Here is a 7,269-nt window from a genome sequence, read left to right on the forward strand (position 1 = left end):
TCTCTCAGTTATCCCAGATTCAGGCAGGGTTCTTTAAATATTTGGGTTCTTGCCCTGATCCTGTTTGCCATTACTGGCAGAATCATCTCTGACAAGCGTAACTTTCCGAGAGTCCCCCGGTAGGTTTTTAATGTCTTTGCTGACAATTTAATTGTCTCACGAATATGGATTAAAATTTGAAATTATTTCAAATTTTTAAATTAATGTCAATGCAGAATAAATCCTGCCTCTAGCCTTCATCCCTTGTCTAAAGCACAGATGTAGCTTCCTAAGTCAGCTACATCTTCAAGGGTTTTCGGCATTTCCCTTATAAAAATTACTACTCTCCGCAATTTTTCCAGTCTTTTAGTGTGAAATCGCTTGGCGTAAACACAAACTCACTGGAATTGCAATGACGACGCACCACAACCATTGTAATTGTGCCATATTTGCGATCGCCCTCCTCAAATTGAATTACTCCAGTTGTCCCTCTAACCGAGAATTGTGGTTGGGTAAGAGTTTTTTGAATGCCGCTGCGGGTGGGGTTTTGTGTGATGGCTTTGTTTAAGACTAATACTGCATCATAGCTTGTTGCTGTTCGCCAAGAGATTTCAGTATTGGTAGCAAGTGCTTTTTTGGGGATTTTCCAGAGGATTTGAGCTTGCTGTACAAACGCCGAGTTAGGATCATTCATGGGATGCCATGCAATCGCTAACGCCGTTCGTTCAATTCCCTGTGGTGAGACAATTTTATCAGCTTTGAGTAGGTCAGAATTATAGAGACTATCACCTGCCACAATCCAAGCTTGGTTGACATTTGATCGTATGACATTTAAAGCATTGGGAATGGCATTATGTAATCCTACTCCAGCATCAGGAATAACGACAATCGCCGTTCCACCTTGAGTTTTGACTTGATTTAAAGCCGCTTTCGCATCAAAATTATCTCTAGCCAGATTGAAAGCTGGTTGCTGATTAATCACATTCCCTTTCAGTAATTTTGCAGCCTCTTGAAACGCTCTTGATAAAGATTGAGCATACTCACTATCCTGACTGTAAAAAATTGCTGCTTTTCGCTGTTGCAGTTCCGAGAAGAGATAGGTGGCCATTTTTTGTGCCGCAATGCGATCGCTAGGTACAGTACGGAAGAAAATAGGACTTTTGAGGCGATCAGAAGTGCTAGTTGCAGAAATTAAAACTATCCCTGCTTTGTGATAAATTGGCAGCGTTTGTTTGGTTGCATCACTGGAAAAATGACCCACAACCGAGAGTAAATCTCGATACTTTACCAATTTTTTGGCAATTCGACGAGCATTATTGCCAGTGTTGCTATCTGCACGATTATGATCATCAGCGATTAGAATCCGTAAAGGCTGGCCACTTTGCAGAATCAAAGTTTGAGCTTGAGCTATACCCCGCAAGATTTCCAACCCTCTAATAGTAGAACGCCCAAGTGGAACTGTAACTGCGATCGTATGAATTTTATTTGTGGTAAATTGCGTTTGAATTTTGGCGTTGTTGAGATAAATTAAAGTTTCTGGATCTGGTTGTTGATTGAAAGCAATTGTAAATAAATGTATAGCGTCAGGAAAATTTTTAGCTCGATATTGTTCAATTGCTGATCGCTTTTCTACTGGCGGCTGATTTGATTCCGTAAAGTTATCAGGAATAAGGATTTCTTCACCACAACTAAGATTATCTTCTAGAACATTATCACAGATCAGAGGTAGTGCTGTTTTTTCATAAATTAGTTTTGATCCGATAGTAATCAAAACACCGCAAGCTATCATTAAATAGAATTTTCGCCATTGCAACTGCGGATATTTTTTATTTTTAATATTGGCAATTTTTTCTAGAATTGCTTGAGCAGTTAGTGGACGACGCTGTGGATCGGTATCCGTCATCGTTTGAATTAGATGAATTAAGCTTTGAGGATTTTTTTTATCTTTAATATTTTTAAACCAATTGTAGGAACGAGCGCGACTATCATGAGCCGGATCAATCCCTGTCAGTAAATATATAAAAGTCCGACCTAAAGCATAGAAATCTGACTGGAGAACTGCTTGTCCTTGCATTTGTTCGGGAGCAGTATAACCACTGGAAATAATCACTGTTACTGGCTGATTATTAACAATAGTTTGGGTCAATTGACGCGCCGCACCAAAATCAATTAAAACTAATTTTCCATCAGGACGAAGCATAATATTTGCAGGTTTGATATCCCGATGAAAAAAACTATTATTATGTACAAATTCGAGAATTTCAACTAATTGATATAACCAATCTAAAGCTATTTTATATGATGTTAAATATTGATTTTTAGATAGCCAAGTCTGCAAATTTTCACCAGGAACTTTTTTCATCACGAAACAGCGTAATTGGCGATTTGTCTGCAAAAAAAGTGGAAATATAGTTTCACCAACAGGTAAACCAGGATGTCGTAAATCGGTAAGTATTGATACTTCTTGTTCAAATAATCGAAGTAGATCAGGTGTGACATTTTTTAGTGACTTGAGAACCTTGGGGCGCTCGCGCTCAAGTAAATCTTCGATTTCAAATACTTCTGTATAGCTATGTGTCTCAAGTTGTAGGGGATGGATCAGCCTGTAGCGATTTTGCAGTAAAAGTGCTGTTCCACAAGCTTGACATACTGCACAATTATCAGGATTTTTTCGTTGTGAACAATCTGGATTGATACAGTAAGCCATAAGAGGATGCCTGAAAAGGTTTTAGTGTATAAATCAAATCAACCCCTCTCCAAACCTCTCCCCTGCAAGGAGAGAGGCTTTGAAACCCCCAGCTAAAAAAAGTTTTTCTGCTTCCCTCTCCTCTTAGGAGAGGGTTAGGGAGAGGTAGGGGGGTTAGGTTTTTAAACATCATCTAAAAATGAGAAGTAATTGACACTCTCAGGTCTAAAGACACTGAGATTCTACAGACAGAATTAATTTAATCTAATTCTCGTTACGGTGGTCAAACACCGTCTAGTGAGTTTACTTAAATTGAGTTTAAGTTTTCCCGTTACTTTTTTTAAGATATTCGCTGATCCATTAAGATCAGCATTTACTAAAAACTTTTCACCTGTTAAGTAAAGTCCTCTCAAAATTCGTCTCCCAGATGCTTTCCACCCTTGGGGTTTTGGGCTTCGCCCCGCTTCGCTAACACCGTACTTGGGTAGGGAGTCTCCATCTAAAAAACTCGATTTTGAAGTATAACTCTCCTCTGTCAGATGAAAGTTTATCCCATATTGGCAACACAGTTGATTAAGTCGATCTTTCAACTTACCTAATGGCATTTGAACAAATTTTTGATTGTTCAAGTTACCCATATTGGAATTCAGTTTAAACCCATCGTTCCAACCTAGAACTAAGTTACCTATTTTATTTTTGAGGCAGTGGTCAATAATCAACCTTGCACTTTTGTTGATCCCATCTCTCATTTGATGGTTTCGTTTTCTGGTGACTCGATCTAACCAACTGTCCCAGTAGTCACTTGACTTGCCTTCTTTTTTAGTAGAGACTTTTTTATTCCAGAGTTGATTGTCAGCTTTTAGTTTTCTTGAGTCAATTAAAAAAGAATTTCCTAAAGTGTCTACACAGGCTGCTAAATTATCGGCAGTTCCCAAATCAATTGATAGGGCTTCACTAATATTTAAGTCAGTGATCTTTTTCTCAACCAAATAAGACAACTCCAGGTAAAAAGCCCCATTTTTGGGTAATATAGTCAACTCTTTGACCTTTGAGAAATCTAAGTTAATTGGCATTAGGAGAAAGAATTCAGATATTCCAAACCATCTTTTTACTGTCAACCCTAAAGGAAATCTAATTTGATTATTTTCAAGAGTTGGCTTACCCGCTCCAGTATTGGGAAACGCAACTTTAAAAAGTTTAGATCCTTCAAGGTAGCTAGGAGGCTTAGGTTTAAAAAGTAACTCACTTTTGTTGAATTTGTTTTTTAATTCTTTAAAGGATTTAAAAGCTTCGCTTACTGAGATTAGTGTTTGTTGAGCAACTACCGAAGGTAGTGAACTTGCTAATCTGGTCTTGCTCACAGTTGACTCATATATTAGGTCGAATTTACCAGTGAGTAACTTACCAGTTTTGAAAAGTGTTTGTCTAGCAAAATAGACCCCTGAGTTATAGAGTTTACCTGATTGTTGACAAAGATACTCTAATATTGCTTTAGTATCTTTATCAGGGGATAATAGGACTTGTTGAACTCCCATTAAGGGTTTATTTTTGACCATGATTTGGATTTTCGCTATTATATTTATGATTTCACAAAATGATAAATTAATCAAGAAGAACTTAGGCGACTAAAGTCGCACGAGTCGCTTATATCTCAGGTCTGAAGACGCTGAGTTTTACGCTTACCGAGAGATTTATAAACGCTGTACACATTTTAGAATAACAGGCTGCAAAATAAAGTATTCCTGTGTATTTACTTTCAGGGTTTCCACTAATGCCCGTCTTTTTAAAGATAAAAGTGCAGATAAAATATTTCCTGTTGAGGCATGGCTTATAAGTTTTAATTGTATTTCCTCACGAGTCAATCCCTGGGAATTTGTAGCTAAACATTTAAGTAGAGTTTGTTCCAGAGACGAAATGTGTTTAAGCCATTGCGTCACCAGTGGTTCAAATTCATCAGTGACAATAGTTCCCGAAGCCAGAAATTCTCCCACATTCCCAGCAAATAATTCGTGAATTAAATTTGCTGCCATATTTAAAAATAATGGATTACCACCATATAGATTTACCAATGTCATCCATTGTTCGGCATCAAATATCAGCCGATGATGCTGTAAAAGCTCAATTGCACCTTCCATTAGTCCACCCAAAGGCAAAAAAACTGCACCATTGGCCGTTAAATTATTTAATCCTTCTGGTTGTTCACGACTGGTCAAAATTACGCAACTTTCATGGGGTGTTTGCACTACCGATTCCAGAAAACTTTTATAGGAAACATATTCAGGAAGATATTTGCCAGCGCGATGCCTACGGCGAGCGAAGCTATCGCCTCCCAGAATTCCATCCCAACCATCAAAAATTAGTAGTGTTTTCGGTGGTAGCGATCGCAAATCGGTTGTTGGTAAGGTGCGGTGAAAAGAAAACCACAGCGTTTGTTGAAACCTAGACTGCACAGCTTGGGCAAGTTTTGAAGCTACAGCCGTTTTACCAATACCTCCCATCCCTGTAATCACAATCAAGGGTATTTTTTGTTCAATTGCTTGAGTTAGAGTTAGCAGTTCATAACCCCGCCCAAAGAATAAGGGAATATTAGGGATTTGGGATGTACTAGATCCAGAAAAATCCAGGGAACGTGCCAGTACGTCTTGCCAATTTAGCCCCAAAATTTGACAAAACGCTTTGAATACTGAGGCATCAATAGCATCACCTTTCAGAAACCGTTTCCAAGTGGGCAAAGATACACCATTTGCAAAAACTTCCGCATTTTCCCAGTTCCGTGTGGGTTCGAGAATTTGACTCGCGGCTTCTAACCAACAAGGATTATCAATCGTCCATCCTTTTTCTTTCCGAGTTTGTTTGATGATTTGTAGTCCGGTAACTGAGAGTTTGAGACTAGGCATGGGAGATTATTAGAGGCTTGTGCTAAATCTGTCAAGCTCAATTTTAGATCAGTCTTGTAGTGAACTGAAACTTAACTAGAAATACTTAATTCCGATCAGTGATATTAAGTATATTCCTCAAGGACGACGGAAAACACTTATGAAGCGTTTTATCTCAACCGCTGTTACTACAGTTTCACTTATGAGTTTGTTATCAACTCAGGCATTTGCTCAAACCAAACCTTCGACGATTACAGCCTTCTTAGATCGTTAAGGTATGAATTATGAAGTCCAAAAAGATGGACGTATTTCAATATTAGCTGGAGTTGAGGGTAATCGGACTCAATATGGATTTATCGTGCCAGAACTTGGAAGAATGCTCAATAATGATGTTATTGCTGTAATGTCTTTTTCTCGAATCTCTAAAACACCTCCAGACGCAGAAAAAACAAAGCAATTGGAAAGCAAAGTTAATGACATATCAAGCGGTTGGGCTACAGTTTCTAAAGAAGGAATGTATGCCACTTTTTACTACAAGATTATACCTCTAAACAAAGATCCAGATTTGGCGCGTAAAGACATCATAGAACTTCTCAATATTGCAGACACCGAAGAAAAAAATTTGGGTAGCAAAGACACATTGTAAACAATTCAAAATTGAAACCAGAAAAATTATGTCAAAAAGTAAAGTTTTCAAGCTCTCAATGCTATGAATTTGAGTCATAGAAAAACCTTTGATTATTGTGCGGAAATTTCACATTTCCGCTTCATAAATAATTCTTGAAAATCAGATAAAGGATCAAATTATGTGGACTAAACTCATCCGAAGATTCTCTCTATTTTGCATTGCTCTATTTTTCACTATTGGTCTTTCTCTCAATCATGCTACCGCACAAACACCTCCTTTTTATTGGGACTATATTAACGTTGATATTGCCATCCAAAATAACGGAGATATGTTAGTTACAGAAACACAAAAGTATGTTTTTACATCAGATTGGACAAATCAAAGATATCGTTATATTCCTTTGGATAAAGTTGATGAAATTAAGGAAGTAACGGTTCAAGAAAATAATCAAATCATTCCTAGTGAAACTGGAATTGAAAATAATCAATTTTGGATTCGTTGGCAACATCAATTAAAAGCACCAGAATCACATATTTTTGTAATTAAATATCGTGTAGTTGGTGGACTGCATATTAATGGTGATAATACTCAAGTTTACTGGAAAGCCATTTTTGCTGACCGTAAAGCCCCAATTCAAGCAGCAAAAGTTAGGGTACAACTGCCAGAAGCTTTATCAGGTAAAGTCGAAGATTTTCAAAATTTTGGTATACCAGCTACAGCCAGTCAAGTAAATCCAAAAACATTGGAATTTGTAGCAAATCAGGCTATTCCACCCCAGGAAGAGTTAGAAGTTCAGGTAACATTCAAGAGTGAAATTCTCAATATTCCTCAAGCTAATTGGCAAAAAAGCGGGTTTTTCGACTTTGATAAAGTTTTTAATTTAACTAACTTTATGTTTCTGATCTTTTTTGCCCCAATTGCCTATTACATATTTTCAGCAATCAATGATCAAAAATGTCCTGAATGTGAAAAACTTACGCTCAACTGGAATTATACAGTATTAGTTCCTGCAACTACTACTCATACAGGAAACCAAAGAGTAAACGTCCATTGCACAAACTGCCCATACCATAACGAGTTTGAACAGGTGATTCCAGTAA

Annotated in this window: 5 protein-coding genes; 2 read left to right on the top strand and 3 right to left on the bottom strand. The window is 37.5% G+C overall.

All coding sequences use genetic code 11. The features are described from left to right. Positions 1 to 319: 319 nt before the first annotated feature. From PN450_RS09210 to PN450_RS09220, 3 genes are all read right to left on the bottom strand, one after another. Entirely contained in the window at positions 320 to 2,686 is a 2,367-nt protein-coding gene (locus PN450_RS09210; protein ID WP_271836089.1) for a bifunctional serine/threonine-protein kinase/ABC transporter substrate-binding protein, read from the bottom strand. A 233-nt stretch (positions 2,687 to 2,919) separates the two neighbouring features. Beyond that, the gene (locus tag PN450_RS09215; RefSeq protein WP_371735122.1) at positions 2,920 to 4,221 is read right to left on the bottom strand and encodes an RNA-guided endonuclease InsQ/TnpB family protein; all 1,302 of its coding nucleotides are present in this window, start codon (positions 4,219 to 4,221) and stop codon (positions 2,920 to 2,922) included. A 135-nt stretch (positions 4,222 to 4,356) separates the two neighbouring features. After that, entirely contained in the window at positions 4,357 to 5,562 is a 1,206-nt protein-coding gene (locus PN450_RS09220) for an ATP-binding protein (protein ID WP_271836090.1), read from the bottom strand. A 256-nt stretch (positions 5,563 to 5,818) separates the two neighbouring features. Here PN450_RS09220 and PN450_RS09225 point away from each other — a divergent pair, with 256 nt between their 5' ends. Together PN450_RS09225 and PN450_RS09230 are read left to right on the top strand one after the other, a co-directional pair. Beyond that, entirely contained in the window at positions 5,819 to 6,187 is a 369-nt protein-coding gene (locus PN450_RS09225; RefSeq protein WP_271836091.1) for a hypothetical protein, read from the top strand. A 160-nt stretch (positions 6,188 to 6,347) separates the two neighbouring features. Continuing rightward, the coding region (locus PN450_RS09230) for a DUF2207 domain-containing protein (RefSeq protein ID WP_271836092.1) at positions 6,348 to 7,269 on the top strand (922 nt) is incomplete at its 3' end.

This window comes from Dolichospermum lemmermannii CS-548 (assembly GCF_028330815.1).
Classification (GTDB): Bacteria; Cyanobacteriota; Cyanobacteriia; order Cyanobacteriales; family Nostocaceae; genus Dolichospermum; species Dolichospermum lemmermannii.